Here is a 16,701-nt window from a genome sequence, read left to right on the forward strand (position 1 = left end):
GGGCGGGCTAACGGCCCGCCATCCTCACTGTCTGAAAACCGAACACCGCCGCGATTGCCGCAACCATGGCCGCCGCCACATAGGCGACGACCATGCCCGTGCGGGCGCCATCCATATCCGCCGTATTGCCGAAGCCCGCCAGGTTGGCGACAAGGCCGAAAATGGCGGCCCCGAGTGCGTAGCCGGCGGTTTGCAGGGTCGGCAGCATGGCCGAGGTTCGGTCGCGTTCCACGCCGCCGCCGACCCGGTCCATCAGCAACTGGCAGAGCGGGCCCCAATTCAGCCCCATGCCGACGCCCATCGTGACCTGTCCGACGATCACCAAGGGCAGTGCATGAGCGGCAACGCCTATGGCTGCGAACACCATCCCGAAGGTCAGCAGCACCGACGAAACCGCGATCGCGCGCAATCGTCCAACCTCGCCCGGGATCATGGCAACGAGGATCGCGGTGCCGCTCCAGGCGACGGCAAGACTTGCGGCCCACGCGCCCGCCAGTGTCGGGCCATGCCCCCACAGGAACTGGAACCCGTAGACCATGAAGACAGCGCCGGCGGCCTGAGCCAGCGGCATCAGCAAAATGACCCACAGCCCCGCGCCGACCACGTCGTCCCACCGAAACGCAGTGGCGGGCAGGATGGCGCTCTCGCTGCGCCGGTCGCGGCGAAAGGTGGCGTAGAGCATCACCGTTGCAGCGCCGGACAGGGCAATCGCGACACCCGGCGTCGTGGCGGCCGCAACGGAGATCAGAAGGATGGCACCGCCCGCGAGGGTCAAACGCCCGACGGGCATCGGCGCCACGGCATCGGCCTCGCCGCCCGGCGGAACGGTCGGGAAGACGAGAATGATAAAAGCGGTTCCCATGGCGATGTTAAAGGCGAATGCCATTCGCCAGGAAAGGAACTCGGTTAGGAAGCCCGCGAGCAAAGGACCGCTGAATGCCGCTATCGCCCAAATGACGGCTTCAAGACCGAAGATTTTCTGCACGAGCCTTGGCGGAAACAGGACCGGGATCAGCGCGTAGCAAATCGCCGCGACAACGCCCTCCCCAAAGCCCTGCAATGCCCGCCCGGTTATGAGGACCGGCATGTTGGGAGCGAATACCGTGATGATACTGCCGACAAGGAAGATCAGGGCCGAAACCACCAGCGCCCGGCGCGCGCCGAGCCTCGCCTTGACATCGGTCGCGGCCAAACCGCCCACGATCGCGAAGACGAGAAAGAAGGTGAAGGCCCAGGAAATCAGCGCCGCGCCACCGAGTTCTTCCACGGCCGACGGCAGCGCCGTCGAGATGAAGAATTCGTTGAACGCGTAGAGCGCGACGCCGAGGCTGATCGTCGTCGTCGGGCCGAGATAGCGCAGCGAAAGAAGCGCACGCCATTCGCCATCGGCAAAGGCCGGCATCTGGTCCGTCAAAAGCAACTCCCACGCGTTCCATTCAGGCGGGACTGCTACAACCTCAACCGTGGTTGAGGTCAAGAGAATAAACCTTGAACCGGCACCGAATTGATGGAGCGGCGTGATATGCGTAGCTTGCGCGTATGAGATGCTCGACGGTTGAAGGCACAGTGATGCAGTTGTCGCGCCGTGTACGGCGTTTGGAGGGTTTCAGGCAAACCTCTTTTCCGGAGCTGAACCGATGTTCCCGTTCCTGAAAAACTTCATGGCCCGATTGCGTTTGCCGAGGAGTGCCCTGCCCGTCCCTTCCCTGTCTGCTGCCGACATTGGAGCCTCGAACGAACCTTACCGCGATGCATTCGGCTACCATGATCCCGAGCTGGGCGACCTGAAGGACGATTGGAATTACGCTTGCTGGCGCGGACGCATGGTCTTCGAATCGGGCGAGGATTGCGACCTTGTGCTGCTGGAAAGGGAGGAAGACGGTTTTCCCGACAGCGATCCACGTCCGTCCGGACTTGCACGCCTGCGCGGTGCTCGGCTCATCTTAGAAAACGAATTGATGGGCCGTGCGACAAGAGCCGTCATCGAGGCCCGCATGGCGCGTCTCAACTGGCGCGACGGACCACCGGCGGACCGGTGGGGACCGATCCAGATCCTCGTCTCGAAAGACGATACGCTCCGGCTGGCCATATACGAAGGCGAAACCGATGAATATTCGCTCTGGATCGTGAGTTTCGACGAGTTGAACAGAGCCGTGGAGGTGCGCCGAACGCCTTTCATCGCAACCGACAAGACGATCGACGACGTGGGCATCATCGTCTGAATATCGGCCTTGTCGTCCTGACGTCATTTTTCTTCGTCAGTGCTTCGCGTTATCCTTCCCCAAAGAAAGGTAACGCCCCATGCCCAAGAACATCGTCATCCTGTGCGACGGGACGTCCAATGAAATCACCGAGAGCCGCACGAACATATTGCGGCTCTATGGCTGCATGCGGAAGAACGACGACCAGCTCGTCTACTACGATCCCGGCGTCGGCACGTTCGGCGGGGCGAATGACTGGCTGAGCTGGACGCGCAAGGCCAAGGAAGTCTGGGGGTTGCTGACCGGCTGGGGTCTCGACCAGAATGTGAAGGAGACCTATCGCTTCCTGGTCGAGAACTTCGATCCGGGCAAGCCGAAAACAAAGACACGGGCCGCAGTCCCGCCTGACACGATCTTCATTTTCGGTTTCAGCCGCGGCGCGTATACCGCCCGTGTCCTCGCAGGCTTCATACACGCATTCGGCATCATGGAGAGCCATCAGCTCAACCTGCTGGACTACGCGTTCCGCACATACAAGGCGATCAGCGATTATCGCGCGCCGGGCGACGAGGAAGCGGATTTCGATCCCAATGCGGCCTTCCGCACCATGCGCCTCTATGAACGTTCGCTCGGCACCTACCGGCCAGACATCAAGGCGCTGGGACTTTTCGACACGGTGAGCTCCGTCATCGAGATGGGGCGCTGGTTCCCGCAATTGCGCACACACGCCTTCACCAGCTCCAATCCGAGTGTCGAACATGTCCGTCATGCGGTCGCGATCGACGAGCAGCGCACCATGTTCAATCCGCTGCTCTGGCCGTCAGGCAAGGAATTTTCCGGCCCTCCCTTCAAGCAAAAGGACCCTGTCCCGCAGGATGTGAAGGAGGTCTGGTTTTCGGGCTCGCATGGCGATGTCGGTGGCGGATATCCGGAACGCCAGAGCGCGCAGGCCAAGATACCGCTCCTGTGGATGATCGAGGAAACGCAAAAACTTGGCGTGAAATACTACCAGCCGACGGTGACGAAAATCGCCCGCGGCGAGGACGAGGATTTCCCGAAATACATGAAGCCCGGCGTCGGGCAGCCAATCAACGGCTCCATGGTCGATTTCTGGCCTTTCGTGGAGTTCCTGCCGCGACGAATCCCGGACACCTCCTTCAAGAAAGGCCCAGATGCGCGAGGATTCTACTTCCCGCTTTTCGACTACCGCCGCATCCCGGCCGGCGCGACGATCCATCCAACAGTTCGCGAGCGAATGAAACTCGACGCCTACTACCGGCCCCCGAACGTGCCCAAAAAGCCCTGATACGCGGGATTCGCGGCCCTATTTGCAACCTGGCTGAATCGCACTATAGTCTTTGTGAACTGAAGAAGCGGTTCCTGAGCGTTCGCTCCGGGGGCCGTTTTATTTTGTGCCGCGCCGGTGGCAGAGGCGCGCGCAAAACCAACGGGGCCAATAAGAAGGATCAGGCCAAATGGAAAAAGCGCCAATGACTGCGAATGGTTTCGCGCAGCTCAAGGAAGAGCTTCGCTGGCGCCAGCAGGAGGAACGCCCTCGCATCATCGAGGCGATTTCCGAAGCGCGCGCCCATGGCGACTTGTCCGAGAACGCCGAGTATCACGCCGCCAAGGAAGCTCAGTCTCACAATGAGGGGCGGATCGGCGAATTGGAGGATCTCGTCAGCCGCGCGGACATCATCGATATTTCCAAGCTGTCCGGCACGTCGGTGAAATTCGGCGCGACCGTGACGCTTGCCGATGAGGATACGGACGAGGAAAAGGTCTACCAGATCGTCGGCGACCAGGAAGCCGACGTGAAAGCCGGGAGGATTTCGATCTCCTCACCGATCGCCCGCGCGCTGATCGGCAAGGAGGAAGGCGACTCCGTCGAAGTTCAGGCTCCCGGCGGCGCGCGTGGCTACGAGATCGTCAGCGTGAAATACATTTAGATCGGTCAGTAAGCCGCCCGGGAACATTCCAGACAACTCACGCACTGCAATTGCTCACCAGAACGCCCGGCAAAAAGCCGGGCGTGCGGTGCGCAAAAGTGGTCGTTAGCGGAGTTCGGGCTCCCGGCACGGTTTGTCCCGATACAGAGAATCCGCTATCAGATTTTCCTGGCGGACATTTCGTCGCGCGCCGGCGGCAGACGACGACCTGCGGACAAACTGGAATGGGTCTCAGTACGAAACGAAAACAGGCCTGTTTTCTGCCGAGGGACTTCAAACCGCTCGGCAAGAACGAGCTGATCCGACTCGGCAGTGACAACAAGGGCGGGTATGTCGTGTCCGCCGATGCAGTCACCAGCACAAGATATCTCCTCTCGCTCGGCCTTGGGAACAGATGCGAATTCGAGCTGGATTTCGCTGCCATGGCGCGGCTGAAGCGCCTGCATGCCCATGACCCCGCGCTCGACGCGGACGAATTGCGCGAGGCGGGACGCCGATCGATACTGCCTTTTTTCGGCGACACGCCCCAGCGTCGCAGGGCACGCGCGCATCTTAAAAACTACCGCACGCTCTTTACGGACCGTGGCCCGGATTTCCGGCACTCGCGCGACCCCATCGGTCTCAGCGAAGGCGCCCTACCCCTCCACGAGGCACTTGCCGCACTGGGCGCCGAGCCTAGAAGAGGGTTCCTGAAATGCGATATCGGCGGCGCCGAATACGAGATGCTCGATGCAATCATCGAAGCCAATGAATCCCTGTCCGGCCTCGTGATCGCATTCCACGACGTTCCCGCGAGACTGCGGGAGATCAGGGTCTTCCTGATGGCGATGAAGGACTTCATGGTTCTCGACAATATTGTCGCGGACAACCGGCGCGGCGTTGATCCGCAAGGCTTGCCGAATGTCATAACCCTTTCGATGTCCACCGCTTTTCCCGTCGATCCGCATATCCCGACCGCCGGAGCAACACGACGCTACAAGATCCTGAACGAGCCGGACGACCCGAGCCTGATCGACTTCGAAATCCTCTACGTGGATGATCAGGAAAAGGGGACCAGATAGGGCTTGTCCGAGCCGGTCGGCCTAACCGGTTTCCGTCGTTTCCGACCCGTCGAAAGCAATCAGCCCCTCATCCTTGACCTTGCGTATCGTCAAAGCGGTGCGCACGGTATCGACGTTTTCGGAGGCGGTCAGTTCTTCAAGCACGAAATCCTGAAACGTTCGAAAATCCGGTGCGACGCAATGCAGGAGGAAGTCGCTATCGACCGAAACCATCCATGCCTCGCGCACAAGCGGCCAGCCGCTGGTCCGCGAAGCAAATACCTTCAATTCCGCGTCCGACTGGTGGTGCAGTCCGACGAGACAGAACGCGACAATCTCCTGTCCGAGCCGGGTCGTGTCGAGGATGGCGCGATAGCCAGCGATGATTCCGGCCTCTTCCAGCCGACGGACCCGTCGCAGGCATGGCGGAGCCGAGATGCCGACGCGGCTCGCCAGTTCCACATTGGTCATGCGACCGTCATTCTGCAATTCGCGCAAAATGGCCAGATCGATGGAATCGAGTTCGACGGTGTCTTTCATGACCAAGGATTATTGTCAGAATTTCGCAGTGACAACAAAAATGGCGAATACTGCCGCCACTAGGCAGTGGGCACCCGGCCTCGCGCCCTTGCGCGCGAACTACCGCAAGCCTTAGATAATGGCCAAGGATCGCGGGTTACCGATCTCCCGCTTTTTCACTCGAAAGGTCTAGACATGAGTGCGACGAAACACAGCCCCGTGCTGATCATCGGGTCCGGTCCGGCTGGCTACACCGCCGGAATCTACACGGCCCGCGCGATGCTGGAGCCCATCCTCGTGGCCGGAATGGAACAGGGCGGCCAGTTGACGATCACGACGGATGTGGAGAACTATCCAGGCTATGCGGAGCCCGTCATGGGTCCGTGGATGATGGAGCAGATGCTGGAGCAGGCGAAGAACGTCGGCACCGAGGTCATCAACGATGTCATCACCGAAGTCGATCTCGACGCACGGCCCTTCCGCGCCATTGGCGACAGCGGAACCGTTTACACCGCAGATGCGCTCATCATCGCCACAGGCGCCCAGGCCAAATGGCTCGGGATCGATAGCGAGAAAACCTACATGGGATATGGCGTCTCCGCTTGCGCGACCTGTGACGGCTTCTTCTATCGCGGAAAGGACGTGATCGTCGTCGGCGGAGGAAACTCGGCGGTCGAGGAATCTCTTTATCTCGCCAATCTCGCGAAATCAGTCACGCTTGTGCACCGCCGCGACGAGTTGCGTTCGGAGAAGATCCTGCAGGAGAGGCTCTTCGCCAAGGAGAACGTCACCATCATGTGGGACACGGTGATCGACGAGATTCTCGGCGCCAAGAACAATCCGGCCCTCCCCGCCGCCGTGACCGGCGCGCGGCTGAAGAACGTCAAGACGGGCGAGACCAGCGAAATGCCGATCGACGGCATCTTCGTCGCGATCGGGCACGCGCCGGCCGTTTCGCTGTTCGAAGGCAAGCTGAAGCAGAAGCCGAACGGCTATCTGTGGACGGCGCCGGATTCGACCGCGACCAACATTCCCGGTGTCTTTGCCGCCGGCGATGTCACCGACGACGTCTATCGTCAGGCCGTCACCGCCGCCGGACTGGGCTGCATGGCCGCATTGGAAGCGGAAAAATACTTGGCTGCACAGGAATCGGAGCTGCAGGCCGCCGAATAAGCCTGCAGTGCTGAGGGGAGAACCAGAGCCATGCCGCTAGATTGGGACAAATTGCGTGTATTCCACGCTGCCGCAGAGGCCGGGTCGTTCACCCATGCCGGCGAAACGCTGCACATGTCGCAATCGGCGGTCAGCCGTCAGGTTTCCGCGCTCGAGCATGAGGTCGGCGTCTCGCTGTTCAACCGGCATGCGCGCGGTTTGGTGCTGACGGAACAGGGCGAACATCTTTTCCGCGCCGCGAATGAAGTGTTCGTCAAGCTGGAAACCGTTCGTGCCCAGCTTTCGGAATCCACCGAACGTCCCTCCGGTCAATTGCGCGTGACGACGACGGTAGGCCTGGGCTCCGGCTGGCTTACCTACCGCGTGCAGGATTTCCTCGAGCTTTTTCCGGAAATCCAATTGCACCTGATGCTGTCGAACGAAGAGCTCGACCTGAACATGCGGCAGGCGGACTGCGCGATCCGTCTGCGGGCTCCCTCGCAGCCGGATCTGATCCAGCGCAAGCTGTTTACCGTGCATTTTCACGTCTATGCGTCCCCGTCCTATCTCAACAAGTACGGACGACCGGAGAAGCCCGAGGATCTGGACAATCACCGCATTATCGGTTTTGCGGAGCCTGCTCCCGCCTATCTGATGGAAATGCGCTCGTTCCTCACCTTGGGAAGACCGGACGGCACGCCGAGGGTGCCGGTTCTGGACATCAATTCGATCATGTCGATCAAGCGCGCCGTGCAGCGCGGCATCGGAATAGCCATGCTTCCCGACTACGCGGTCGAGAAGGATGCGGGGCTGGTCCAGCTTCTCGGCAATGTGGCGCTGCCGTCATTCGACACGTATTTCGTATACCCTGAGGCCCTTCGCAACAGCGCCAAACTTCAGGCTTTCCGGGATTTTCTTATCTCCAAGGCACGCAGCTGGGAGTTCTGATCGCCCGCGATGCATACATGGTTTTCGAGCTATGCGTCTAATGCATATGTGCAATGCACAAAAAGAAATTGAAATTTAACCGGACGGTCAGCATATTACGAACATCAAGAACACGCCGTATCCTCCTCCCACGGTACTGTTCGAGATTTTCGAATGAGAAGGCTATCCTCCTCCCAGCCTTCCCATGAGTGAGACCGGGCCGCTATCCTCCTCCCAGCGCGCCCGGTCTTTTTTTATCCAAACCGCTAAGAATGCAGACCACTGCGAGCGATTGCGGTCGCCATCTCCGCATAAACACCACCTTGGTCGATCAGAGAACGAGCCCAAGTGTAACCGCCCTCACCGCGCGTAATCCACAGGCTCACATTTCGTTTCGATCAGCGGGGCAAAGCTGATTGGGAAAGCCGGCGCGGGGCAAATAACCTCGCATCGGTTGGGGGGGCGACATGCAAACGGGAGACTTGTCGCATGCTCGTCCGCTACCTTACGCTCACAACCGCTCTGCTCTTCTGCTTTCCGTCCCCTGCTGCCGACCTGTCCTGCAACGGCCTCGTTGCTCCCGGCCAGAGCCTCGTCTGCGCCGGCTTTGAACCGAACTGGGCGATCGAACTGAAGTGCGACGGCGCGTTGACATCGAATTTTACCGATGCCTTTTCCGGCAATATCGAAGTGACCGCCGGGAGTGTCGCGATTCTTGCCGAAGATCCATGGCAATTCGAGACGAGCCACCCTGTCGCCGGCACGATCGCCTATACGCCCGCGGGATGCATGGACGAGAGCGACCGCATCTTCGATTTCACATTCACCCCGACAGCGGCACCGGGACTGGCCGGTCCGTTTCATCCGTTCTGCTGCCGGATCGAATAATTCGCGCTGAAAAATAGGGCGATCACAGCCGACCGGTAATGCAATGCATCCGCCACCTGCAGGGCGGATGTATTAATCTCCCTATTCACTTAACGGTATTTTCTTCTTTTCCATGATTTGTTCCATCAGAGCGAGAATATACTTTCTCGATGTGCGCGGCGGTGGTTTTCGGAAAGGAAGCGTGATGTCACAGGGACAGGCTCGGAGCGCCACGTTCGGACGAAGAGGGCTAGCGGAACCGTCCACGCGGCCGCGGCAGCGGTTCGGTTCTACGGGACCTGTGTCGGGCGGGCCGCAAATGCCCGGAGAGAGGACCGAAGGCGACATCGACATCGTAGCGCCGAGGACTGTCAGCGAACATCCGCTGTGGTCCTATTTCAAGGCGTGCGTGGCGGCGTTCGCCACGGCGATCCTGTTGTCGGGCTTCTTCATGGATTCCAACGCGCCCGCCCCGTTTGCTTCGCGCATATTCGTCAATATCGTCAGCGGCATCGTGATGATGACCTTCGCGCCGCTCCTGCTGATCCCGATCCGGTTGCTTTCAGACCTTTTCCGGCTGGTATCCGTGCCTCGCGGCGTCTCTGACATCCTCATTGGCGGCTTGGTCGGCTCGCTGATGCTTTTACCGGCGATCACCGAGGGCACCGCGCCGGATCCGCTGGCGGGCTGTTTCGTCGTCGGCGGACTGCTCGGTGGCTTCGTGTTCTGGCGTGCGCGCGGCTATCCGGGGCTCAGCTCGCGCCATCATCGTACGGCAGACCGGTTCGGCGCGGCTCTCGACAAGTCCCGCCAGCAACTTTGACCAAAACGCCGCGCCCCAAGGCGCGGCGACCATCAGCTATCGCGTCAGCCGCTTATAGGTCACCCGCTTCGGATTGACGCTGTCGGGGCCGAGACGTCTGATCTTGTCGGCTTCGTAATCCTCGAAGTTGCCCTCGAACCATTCGACATGGCTGTCCCCCTCGAAGGCGAGGATGTGGGTGGCAAGGCGGTCGAGGAACATGCGGTCATGCGAGATGACCACGGCGCAGCCGGCGAAATTCTCCAGTGCGTCTTCCAGCGCGCCCAGCGTCTCGGTGTCGAGGTCGTTGGTCGGTTCGTCGAGAAGCAGTACGTTACCACCCTCCTTCAGGAGCTTGGCCAGATGAACGCGGTTGCGCTGGCCGCCCGAAAGCGTCCCCACCTTCTGCTGCTGGTCGCCGCCCTTGAAGTTGAAGGAGCCGCAATAGGCACGGGAATTCACCTCGTGCCTGCCCAGCTTGATGATGTCGTTGCCGCCGGAAATCTCCTCCCAGACGGTCTTGTTGCCGTCGAGCGTATCGCGGCTCTGGTCGACATAGGAGAGATTGACCGTATCGCCGACGGTGATCGTGCCGGAGTCGGGCTGCTCCTGACCGGTGATCATGCGGAACAGCGTGGTCTTGCCGGCGCCGTTGGGGCCGATGACGCCGACGATGCCGCCGGGCGGGAGCTTGAACTCCAGATTGTCGATCAGGAGGCGGTCGCCATAGCCCTTCGACAGGCCCTCGGCCTCGATCACCACGTTGCCGAGACGCTCGCCGGCCGGAATGACGATCTGCGCGTCGCCGGGGCGGCGGTCGTTGGCGGCCTTCACCAGCTCGTCATAGGCGCGAATACGCGCTTTCGACTTGGCCTGGCGGGCCTTGGGCGAGGATGCGATCCATTCCTGCTCGGACGACAGCGCACGCTGGCGGGCGGCTTCCTCGCGGCCCTCCTGCTTCATGCGCTTGGCCTTGGCTTCCAGATAGGCGGTGTAGTTGCCCTCGTACGGGATGCCGCGGCCACGGTCGAGTTCGAGAATCCAGCCGGTGACATTGTCGAGGAAGTAACGGTCGTGGGTGATCATCAGGACGGAGCCCGGATATTCGCGCAGGTGCTTTTCCAGCCAGGCGATGGTCTCGGCGTCGAGGTGGTTGGTCGGCTCGTCGAGCAGCAGCAGGTCAGGCTGGCGCAGCAGCAGCTGGCAGAGCGCGACGCGGCGCTTCTCGCCGCCGGAGAGATTGTCGATCGAGGCGTGGCCGGGCGGGCAGCGCAGCGCTTCCATCGCCATCTCGACCTGCGAATCGAGATCCCAGAGGTTCTGCGCGTCGATGATATCCTGGAGCTTGGCGCCCTCTTCCGCTGTCTCGTCGGAATAGTTCATCATCAGTTCGTTGTAGCGGTCGAGGATCGCCTTCTTGTCGGCGACGCCCTCCATGACATTGCCCATCACGTCGAGGCTTTCGTCAAGCTGCGGCTCCTGCGGGAGATAGCCGCGCGTGGCGCCCTCGGCCAGCCACGCCTCGCCTGTATATTCCGTGTCGAGACCCGCCATGATCCGCAGGACGGTCGACTTGCCGGCGCCGTTCGGACCAAGAATGCCGATCTTGGCATCCGGATAGAAGGACAGGTGAATGTTCTCGAGAACCTTCTTGGCGCCATAGGCCTTGTTGAGACCGGACATGTGATAGATGAACTGGCGTGCCATCGGGCAAAAAGCTCCATTGCGCATGTTTTCGTGGAATTGCGCGCTTCCTAGGTGAAATTCACTTCGCCTGCAACGGGCCAGAACAGCTCGGTTTCCAGTTCGCCGATTAATCCGATCTTAGCCGCTTTCGGTTAGACGGTCCGTACAGACGAGCGGCTGGAGCAGACATTCATGTCCTTTACGACAGAGGCGCCATCGGTCGCGGACAGGGGCGAGTCCGCGCTCTTTTCACGCTCCTCCCTCCTGTTCGCGCTCTTTGTGGCGGTGATTCCGAACCTGATGTTCGCGCTGGCCGCGCCGTTCTACATCGCGTCGCGGCTGATCTCGCCTCTTCTGTTCCTGGCGGCCGGGATCGCGGGCCTCTTCGTGCCCGCGCCGCTGACTTACCTGCTGTTCTTCGCCGCCGCGGCGATTGACATGACGCTGATCATCATGATCGCGTTCCACCTGCCGCTCGACGTGGCGCTCGACTCGCTGCATTACGCAGCGTCGATCGACCCGACCGCATCCATCCTCTACGTTTCGGTCGGGATGGCCGTCACCGCGACGACTGTGCTTTCGGCCTATCTGGTCAACCGTCACCGCACCATGCTGCGCGGGGCATCGCTGATCCCCGCCCTGCTTGTTGCGGGCGGCCTGTCGGCAGCCGACTATCTGTGGACGCAGCCCTATTTCCAAAAGCCGGACGTCGCCATCGACAGCGCTCGAATTCAGACGGGACTGAGCGCGCAGACCGTGGCGGCAAGCGGCCACAACCTGCTGATCGTCACTGTCGAAGGGCTCGGCGCTTTCGCGGCCCCGGAGGAGCGCGACCTGTTCAAGTCGATCCTGACGCAAAACCTTCCCGAAGGCCGGTTCCGCGTCGAAGACGGCCAAACCTATTATTCCGGTTCGACCACCGGTGCCGCCGCGCGCGAATTATGTGGCCGCTGGGGCGACTATATCGATTACCTGACCGGTGCAGCATCCTATGACTGCCTGCCGAAAAAACTCGCCGCCGATGGCTACGAGACAATCGCGTTCCACGGCTTCGGCACCGACATGTTCCAGCGCGATAAATGGTATCCGGAGATCGGTTTCCAGAAGCTGGAATTCATGGACCAGCTCCTGGCGGAAAAGCCCGGCCAATTCCCGCAGCGTTGCGGCAGCGTGTTCGAAGGGCTTTGCGACGCCGATGTGGGCGAGGCCGTGCACGCGGCGCTCAGGACCGACCCGGAAAAACGCAAGTTCATCTACTGGCTGACGCTCAATTCCCATATTCCGTTCGTCGAAAGCGAAGACGACCGGATGGGATGCCGCTCCGCCGCCCCGAAGATCGGCAACAAAACGGTGTGTGAACTGTCCAACCTGTGGTCGGGCGTGTTCGAAAAGGTCAATGCGATCGCGGCCGATCCGAGCATTGCCGCAACCGATATCCTCATCGTCGGCGACCACCACACGCCGCTGTGGGAACGCGCGGCCAAGAAGCGCTTCGTTCTCGGCAAGGTCGACTGGTTCCTGTTGCGCCATCGATAGTCATAGCCCCCCCGGCAACCGGTACACCTGCCGAGTCTTGACAGCGTGCGGTATCTGGCAGCAATTCGATGCCGGGAGGTTGGGGCAAAATGGGATTTTCGGAACGGCAGATTCACGCCTCACAGACTGGCGCGGCGCTATGCATGCGCCACGAGCCGGCAAGCGATGGCGCTATCGGCGTGATCCACATTCTTCACGGTCTTGCTGAGCACTCGGAGCGATATGACGCATTCGCGCGGCAATTGTCGCAGTCGGGACTTCATGTCTATGCGCACGACCATAGAGGCCACGGCTTCACCGAAGCACCCGGCGCGCCGCTCGGCTCCTTCGACAGTGGCGGCGAAGGCGCGCGGCTCGTGCTGGCGGATATCGCCTCTATCCACGATCATGTCGCCGACGCGCATCCGGGCCTGCCCGTGCTGCTCTTCGGTCACTCCATGGGCGGCACGATCGCGCTCAGATATGCTTTCGAACACCCGGAGTCCCTGACAGGCGTCGCCGCGTGGAACGCCAGCCTGATCACCGGCCTTCTCGGCCGCGCGGGGATGTGGATACTCGCCTGGGAACGCTTCAGGCTCGGTTCCGACGTGCCCTCCCGGCTGCTGCCGCGGCTGACCTTCGGAGAATGGGCGAAATCGGTGAAAAGCCGCCGCACCGAATTCGACTGGCTGAGCCGCGACCCGGCCGTCGTCGATGCCTATGTCGCCGATCCTCTCTGCGGATGGCCGGCCTCGGTTGGGATGTGGCGCGATGTTCAGGAGATGGCTTTGACCGTCACCGACATGTCGAATGCGCCGGCGGCCGCCCGGCGTCTGCCCTGGCATCTGCTTGGCGGCGGGCGCGATCCGGCGACGATGTTCGGCAAGGCGGTCACGGCCCAGGTGAGCCGCATGCGAGCTGCCGGATTCGACGACGTCACACTCGAACTGCTTCCCGAAATGCGCCACGAAACGCTCAACGAGATCGACCGGGACGAAGCTATCGCCCCGCTGATCCGCTGGTTCACGGCCAAGGCGGTGTCTCAAGCCTCGGCCTGAGGATCCGATTTCCCGATACTCGTCACCGCTTTCCACAGCGGCGTGAAGATCGCCTTGGCGAAGGGGATCAGGAGTATGCCGAGAGCAACGCCAAAAACACCGTCCATTGCCGCTTTTGCCGTCCACTCCACCGCGCCCTGCGCCTGCGGCACGGCATGGCCGGCTGCGACGGCCAGGTCGTGAATTTGATGACCGAGCCAGGAAAAGCCCAGCGCCTCAAGCCCGTGAACAACGATTGAGCCGCCGACCCACAACATCGCCGCGGTGCCGACGATGGTCAGCGTCTTCAGGAAACCGGGCATGCCCTTGACGACAGCGCGGCCCACGGCGCGGGTGAAGGAAAAGCGGCCGCCTTCAGCCATCAGCAAGCCAAGATCGTCGGCCTTCACGATCAGCGCGACACTGCCATAGACCAGAATCGTGATACCGGCGCCTGCGGCGGCCAGCGTCGCCGCCTCGAACCAGATATTGCTTTCCGGAATCTCGGCGAGCACGATCGTCATGATTTCCGCCGAGAGGATGAAATCGGTCTTGATGGCGCCTTCCACCTTCTCCTTCTCCAGATGCAGCGGATCGTCCGGGGTCGCGGCGGCGGCCTTCGCATCGGGACCGTGATGCGGCATGAAGAGATGGACGACCTTCTCGGCCCCCTCGAAACACAGATAGGCACCGCCGACCATCAGGAGCGGCGTAATCGCCCAGGGCGCGAAGGTGGAGAGCAGCAGCGCGGCCGGCAACAGGACGATCATCTTGTTGCGCAGCGAGCCCTTGGTGATCTGCCAGACGATCGGCAATTCGCGGGCCGGCGAAAAGCCGTGCAGATATTTCGGCGTGACAGCCGCGTCATCGATCAGCGCGCCCGACGCCTTGGCGCTGGCCTTGACCGCCTGTCCAACGACATCATCGACCGAAGAGGCTGCAATTTTGGCGATCGCCGCAACATCGTCGAGAAGGGCCAGAAGACCGCTCATACTGGAATACTCCGCCTGTTCATCGAATCCGTTCAGCCCCATTGAACGGTGTAACGGTCAAGCGCCCATAAGAGAACACCCGGCCGTCCATAGCTTCCGGATGCGCAAAGAAAAACCCCGCCAAAAAGGCGGGGCTGTTTGCGTCAGGCTGCGCCCGGTGGCGCTAAAACGGCTTACTCGCCGCTTTCATGCGCCAGATATGCGATGACGTCGGCGATTTCCTTTTCCTTGGTCAGCTTGAAAGTCATCTTGGACTTTTCAACCATGTCTTTCGGAGAAGGCAGATACTGGGTCAGCGTCTCGACGTTCCAGACGAGGCCTTCGTCGTGGAGCTTCTTAAGACCGACCGAATATTTGTAGCCGTCGACAGAGCCCGCAGTACGGCCATAGATGCCGACGAGATGCGGACCGACCTTGTTCTGTTCCTTTTCGATCGTATGGCAGGCCTTGCACTTGCGGAACACCTTTTCGCCGGCCTCGGCGTCGCCGGTGATGTCCTGCGCGTAGGCGGCGGAGCCGGCGAGAACCATGGCGCCGGCAATAATTGCAGTTACGAATTTCACTCAGTTTCTCCCACTCAATTTGGAGCCTCGTCCCTTAACGCAAGGGTATGGCATTTGTGCGCCTTATGCCACCGCCCTTGCGAGCGCGCACTGGGACCACAGGTCGCAGAGCGCTGTGGCGAGGTGATCGATGTCGGCCTGGGTGTGCAGCGGCGTCGGCGTGATCCTCAGCCGTTCCGTCTTCACCGGAACCGTCGGGTAGTTGATCGGCTGCACATAGATCCCGTAGCTGTCGAGCAGGATGTCGGAGATCCACTTGCACTTCTTCGCATCCCCCACCATCACCGGCACGATATGCGACGGGTTGGGCATATGCGGGATACCGCGCGCGTCCAGCGCAGCGCGTACCTTGGCCACATTCGCCTTGTGCATCTCGCGCTCCGCCCGGCTTTCCTTCAAATGCCGGATCGACGCCGTCGCGCCGGCGGCAAGCGAAGGCGGAAGCGCCGTGGTGAAGATGAAGCCCGAGGCAAACGAACGCACGAAGTCGATCAGGTTCGACGAACCGGTGATGTAGCCGCCCATCACGCCGAAGGCCTTGCCGAGCGTACCCTCGATCACCGTCAAACGGTCCATCAGGCCCTCGCGCTCGGCCACCCCGCCGCCGCGCGGACCGTACATGCCGACCGCGTGCACCTCGTCGAGATAGGTCATCGCATTGTGCTTCTCGGCGACCGAGCAGATCTCCGCGATCGGCGCGATGTCGCCATCCATCGAATAGACGCTCTCGAAGGCCACCAGCTTCGGCGCCGCCGGATCGTCCTGGCTCATCAGCCGGTCGAGATCCTTCCAGTCATTGTGCTTGAAGATGCGCTTCTCGCAGCGCGAATGGCGGATGCCCTCGATCATCGAGGCGTGGTTCAGCGCGTCCGAATAGACGATGATGCCGGGGATCTTCGAGGCCAGCGTGCCAAGTGCCGCCCAGTTGGAGACATAGCCGCTCGTGAAGATCAGCGCCGCTTCCTTGCCGTGCAGGTCGGCCAGTTCGCGCTCCAGCATGACATGGTAGTGGTTGGTGCCGGAGATGTTGCGCGTGCCGCCCGCGCCGGTGCCGCATTTGTCGATCGCCTCGTGCATCGCCGCCACGACCCTGTCGTTCTGGCCCATGCCGAGATAGTCGTTCGAGCACCAAACCGTCACGTCCTGCTTCGAGCCGTCCGCGCGATACCGCGTCGCCTTCGGGAACTCACCCGCATGCCGCTCGAGATCCGCAAAAACTCGGTAGTTCCCGTCATCACGCAACGACGAAAGACGGTCGGTGAAAAACTGTTCGTAATCCAATCCCCTGGTCTCCACTGAACGGTACACGAAACCGCCTTCCATTATTTTGGCGTTCATATAGCGGGTGCCTCCGTATTTTGGAATGACTCAAAATCGGAGTTATCTGGCATTGCTGCCGCGACAACGACATTGATCCTGATCAAGCATCGTCAATCACCCGCAAAAAGAAA

The 16,701-nt window shown here is 61.1% G+C and carries 16 protein-coding genes; 10 read left to right on the forward strand and 6 right to left on the reverse strand.

The window, feature by feature from the left end; all coding sequences use genetic code 11:
• Positions 1-7: 7 nt before the first annotated feature.
• A complete protein-coding gene (locus tag ACQK2M_RS19210; protein WP_425419113.1) occupies positions 8-1,414 on the reverse strand; it encodes an MFS transporter in 1,407 nt (468 codons plus the stop codon).
• Between the two features lie 247 nt (positions 1,415-1,661).
• Here ACQK2M_RS19210 and ACQK2M_RS19215 point away from each other — a divergent pair, with 247 nt between their 5' ends.
• The 4 genes from ACQK2M_RS19215 (at position 1,662) to ACQK2M_RS19230 (ending at position 5,211) form a co-directional block, all read left to right on the forward strand.
• Positions 1,662-2,222: a hypothetical protein gene (locus ACQK2M_RS19215; RefSeq protein ID WP_425419114.1), complete on the forward strand. Its 561-nt coding sequence runs from the start codon at positions 1,662-1,664 to the stop codon at positions 2,220-2,222.
• A 79-nt stretch (positions 2,223-2,301) separates the two neighbouring features.
• Entirely contained in the window at positions 2,302-3,507 is a 1,206-nt protein-coding gene (locus ACQK2M_RS19220; RefSeq protein ID WP_425419115.1) for a DUF2235 domain-containing protein, read from the forward strand.
• A 169-nt stretch (positions 3,508-3,676) separates the two neighbouring features.
• Entirely contained in the window at positions 3,677-4,150 is a 474-nt protein-coding gene (gene greA, locus ACQK2M_RS19225; protein ID WP_223477238.1) for a transcription elongation factor GreA, read from the forward strand.
• Between the two features lie 224 nt (positions 4,151-4,374).
• Positions 4,375-5,211 carry a hypothetical protein gene (locus ACQK2M_RS19230; protein WP_425419116.1) on the forward strand — a complete coding sequence of 279 codons (837 nt, stop codon included), beginning with the start codon at positions 4,375-4,377 and terminating at the stop codon, positions 5,209-5,211.
• Between the two features lie 21 nt (positions 5,212-5,232).
• Here ACQK2M_RS19230 and ACQK2M_RS19235 read toward each other — a convergent pair whose 3' ends face one another.
• Complete coding sequence (locus ACQK2M_RS19235; RefSeq protein WP_425419117.1) at positions 5,233-5,730, reverse strand: Lrp/AsnC family transcriptional regulator; 498 nt, start codon at positions 5,728-5,730, stop codon at positions 5,233-5,235.
• Between the two features lie 174 nt (positions 5,731-5,904).
• On the opposite strand from ACQK2M_RS19235, the gene trxB reads away from it, so the two are divergent.
• The 4 genes from trxB to ACQK2M_RS19255 all read left to right on the forward strand — a co-directional run bounded on the left by trxB (position 5,905) and on the right by ACQK2M_RS19255 (position 9,478).
• Positions 5,905-6,882, forward strand: a complete 978-nt coding sequence (gene trxB / locus ACQK2M_RS19240; protein ID WP_425419118.1) for a thioredoxin-disulfide reductase — start codon at positions 5,905-5,907, stop codon at positions 6,880-6,882.
• A 30-nt stretch (positions 6,883-6,912) separates the two neighbouring features.
• Positions 6,913-7,809 carry a LysR family transcriptional regulator gene (locus ACQK2M_RS19245; protein ID WP_425419119.1) on the forward strand — a complete coding sequence of 299 codons (897 nt, stop codon included), beginning with the start codon at positions 6,913-6,915 and terminating at the stop codon, positions 7,807-7,809.
• A gap of 468 nt (positions 7,810-8,277) precedes the next feature.
• Positions 8,278-8,676: a hypothetical protein gene (locus tag ACQK2M_RS19250; protein WP_425419120.1), complete on the forward strand. Its 399-nt coding sequence runs from the start codon at positions 8,278-8,280 to the stop codon at positions 8,674-8,676.
• Between the two features lie 298 nt (positions 8,677-8,974).
• Positions 8,975-9,478: a hypothetical protein gene (locus ACQK2M_RS19255; protein WP_425419121.1), complete on the forward strand. Its 504-nt coding sequence runs from the start codon at positions 8,975-8,977 to the stop codon at positions 9,476-9,478.
• Positions 9,479-9,514: 36 nt separating this feature from the next.
• On the opposite strand, the gene ettA is transcribed toward ACQK2M_RS19255, so the two are convergent.
• On the reverse strand, positions 9,515-11,164 hold the full coding sequence (gene ettA, locus ACQK2M_RS19260; RefSeq protein ID WP_425419122.1) for an energy-dependent translational throttle protein EttA: 1,650 nt from the start codon (positions 11,162-11,164) through the stop codon (positions 9,515-9,517).
• 171 nt (positions 11,165-11,335) lie between these two features.
• Between ettA and ACQK2M_RS19265 the strand changes: the two genes are divergently transcribed.
• Entirely contained in the window at positions 11,336-12,679 is a 1,344-nt protein-coding gene (locus ACQK2M_RS19265) for a sulfatase-like hydrolase/transferase (protein ID WP_425419123.1), read from the forward strand.
• Between the two features lie 89 nt (positions 12,680-12,768).
• The gene (locus ACQK2M_RS19270; protein WP_425419124.1) at positions 12,769-13,716 is read left to right on the forward strand and encodes an alpha/beta hydrolase; all 948 of its coding nucleotides are present in this window, start codon (positions 12,769-12,771) and stop codon (positions 13,714-13,716) included.
• Here ACQK2M_RS19270 and ACQK2M_RS19275 read toward each other — a convergent pair.
• The 3 genes from ACQK2M_RS19275 to hemA form a co-directional block, all read right to left on the reverse strand.
• A complete protein-coding gene (locus ACQK2M_RS19275) occupies positions 13,701-14,687 on the reverse strand; it encodes a DUF808 domain-containing protein (RefSeq protein ID WP_425419125.1) in 987 nt (328 codons plus the stop codon). The two genes, ACQK2M_RS19270 and ACQK2M_RS19275, sit on opposite strands and share 16 nt — an antisense overlap.
• A 173-nt stretch (positions 14,688-14,860) precedes the next feature.
• Complete coding sequence (locus ACQK2M_RS19280) at positions 14,861-15,250, reverse strand: c-type cytochrome (protein ID WP_425419126.1); 390 nt, start codon at positions 15,248-15,250, stop codon at positions 14,861-14,863.
• A gap of 63 nt (positions 15,251-15,313) precedes the next feature.
• Entirely contained in the window at positions 15,314-16,588 is a 1,275-nt protein-coding gene (gene hemA, locus ACQK2M_RS19285) for a 5-aminolevulinate synthase (protein WP_425419127.1), read from the reverse strand.
• Positions 16,589-16,701: the final 113 nt, after the last annotated feature.

It is taken from the genome of Oricola indica, assembly GCF_965227485.1.
Lineage (GTDB): Bacteria > Pseudomonadota > Alphaproteobacteria > Rhizobiales > Rhizobiaceae > Oricola > Oricola indica.

Coding starts and splice junctions, on each gene's coding strand:
- ACQK2M_RS19215 (WP_425419114.1), top strand. CDS start 1,662: ATGGCCCGATTGCGTTTGCCGAGGAGTGCCCTGCCCGTCCCTTCCCTG.
- ACQK2M_RS19220 (WP_425419115.1), top strand. CDS start 2,302: ATGCCCAAGAACATCGTCATCCTGTGCGACGGGACGTCCAATGAAATC.
- greA (WP_223477238.1), top strand. CDS start 3,677: ATGGAAAAAGCGCCAATGACTGCGAATGGTTTCGCGCAGCTCAAGGAA.
- ACQK2M_RS19230 (WP_425419116.1), top strand. CDS start 4,375: ATGGGTCTCAGTACGAAACGAAAACAGGCCTGTTTTCTGCCGAGGGAC.
- ACQK2M_RS19235 (WP_425419117.1), bottom strand. CDS start 5,730: ATGAAAGACACCGTCGAACTCGATTCCATCGATCTGGCCATTTTGCGC.
- trxB (WP_425419118.1), top strand. CDS start 5,905: ATGAGTGCGACGAAACACAGCCCCGTGCTGATCATCGGGTCCGGTCCG.
- ACQK2M_RS19245 (WP_425419119.1), top strand. CDS start 6,913: ATGCCGCTAGATTGGGACAAATTGCGTGTATTCCACGCTGCCGCAGAG.
- ACQK2M_RS19250 (WP_425419120.1), top strand. CDS start 8,278: ATGCTCGTCCGCTACCTTACGCTCACAACCGCTCTGCTCTTCTGCTTT.
- ACQK2M_RS19255 (WP_425419121.1), top strand. CDS start 8,975: ATGCCCGGAGAGAGGACCGAAGGCGACATCGACATCGTAGCGCCGAGG.
- ettA (WP_425419122.1), bottom strand. CDS start 11,164: ATGGCACGCCAGTTCATCTATCACATGTCCGGTCTCAACAAGGCCTAT.
- ACQK2M_RS19265 (WP_425419123.1), top strand. CDS start 11,336: ATGTCCTTTACGACAGAGGCGCCATCGGTCGCGGACAGGGGCGAGTCC.
- ACQK2M_RS19270 (WP_425419124.1), top strand. CDS start 12,769: ATGGGATTTTCGGAACGGCAGATTCACGCCTCACAGACTGGCGCGGCG.
- ACQK2M_RS19275 (WP_425419125.1), bottom strand. CDS start 14,687: ATGAGCGGTCTTCTGGCCCTTCTCGACGATGTTGCGGCGATCGCCAAA.
- hemA (WP_425419127.1), bottom strand. CDS start 16,588: ATGAACGCCAAAATAATGGAAGGCGGTTTCGTGTACCGTTCAGTGGAG.